Origin of the sequence: Phocaeicola sp. RTP21198st1_B8_RTP21198_201120, assembly GCF_040929485.1 — a bacterium.
Taxonomy (GTDB): Bacteria; Bacteroidota; Bacteroidia; order Bacteroidales; family Bacteroidaceae; genus Phocaeicola; species Phocaeicola dorei.
In genome coordinates, this window is the sequence record NZ_JBCOCI010000218.1 from 1 (window position 1) to 1,542 (window position 1,542).

Annotated in this window: 1 protein-coding gene; it reads left to right on the forward strand. The window is 44.2% G+C overall.

Annotated features, from left to right (window positions below):
* The coding region (locus AB5935_RS24700; protein WP_368327725.1) for a TonB-dependent receptor domain-containing protein at positions 1-1,542 on the forward strand (1,542 nt) is incomplete at both ends.

Genomic DNA, 1,542 nt, shown 5'->3' on the forward strand with positions numbered 1-1,542 from the left:
GTCTTGATATTGGTTTGTTGATTCCTCAGTTCGATAGCCCATTGGACGCTGACGGTAATCGTGTGGCTACTCCCTGGGTATCCCATCCCAACAATGTACGCGATTATTTTCGCATGGGTATTTCTACAAACAACGGTATTTCTGTTGCCCGTGGAGACGACAAATACCAGTTCCGTGTAGGATATAACTACGAAAAACAAGTCAGTATCGTTCCTGATGCTGGAACTAATAAGACGAATATCAGCCTAAATACGGATTACCATCTGGCAAAATGGATTGTGGTGGGAGCTACAGCCAATTACATCGTTTATACAGCTCCCAGTTTGCCGGGGTCAGCTACTCCCTCGGGCAGTAACGTACGTTCTAACAGTCCTATGCTTCAGTTCTTGTGGTTCGGACGTCAAGTGGATACGAACTCATTGAAGGCGGACTATACTCGCAACTGGAATTCAAGCTATTACGACAATCCTTTTTGGAGTGCTTCTTATAATACACAGAGTCAGGAACGTCATCGTCTGATAGGTGATCTGCATGCCGAATTCCGTCTGACAGATGGGTTGAATGTGCGTTTTCGTACTAGTACCGACTGGTATAATGACCGGAGGAAATCCAAAGTAAAATGGGGGAGTGCAGGTGCCGGTTCGCCTTACGGCAGTTATGCTGAAGATGCCTATACGGTGAAAGAGAATAACACAGAAGTATTGGCGACTTATATCAAACAGTTGAATAAAAATTGGGGAATTGACGCTCTTCTGGGTTTTAATGTACGTAACAAACAATATGAGAATAATTATCAGGCTGCTCCCCGTTTGGCGGTTGCTGATCTTTATACATTGACTAACTCGCGTGATCCGCTCACTTCGTCCAATGATTTCTACCGTTTACGGCAATATGGCCTTTACGGTTCCATACAACTGGATTACCGTCGTTGGGCTTTCTTGAATATAACAGGACGGAACGATTGGTCGTCTACACTACCTGTGGACAACAATTCTTATTTCTATCCTTCGGTGACGGCTAGTGTGTTGCTTTCTGAAGCTTTCGGGTGGAGAAGTAAAGCTGTTAACTACCTAAAAATACGTGGAGGATGGTCTCAAGTGGGAGCAGATGCCAATCCTTATCAATTGGCAACGGTCTTTACTTCAGAAACAGCTTTCAATGGGAATCCACTTCAAAGTTCTTCTACCATTGGTATGAATCCGAATCTAAAACCGGAGAAGACGTCATCTATAGAAGCAGGTTTCGAGGCGGCTTTTTGGGACAATCGCCTATGCTTGGATTTCACTTACTATAAGACCGATAGTCGTAATCAAATATTGAAACTAGCTACTACTGCTGCCAGTGGGTACACGTCGCAGGTGCGTAATGCCGGACATATCCGTAATCGTGGCTATGAAATACAATTGGGCGCTGTTCCTATACAAACATCGAAAGGGTTTCGTTGGAATCTGGATTTGAATTATGGTGCCAACAGCAGCAAGGTTGTCAAATTGGATGATGAAGGTTTGATTACGAGTTACCAGCTCTACTCGTCTGGTATTC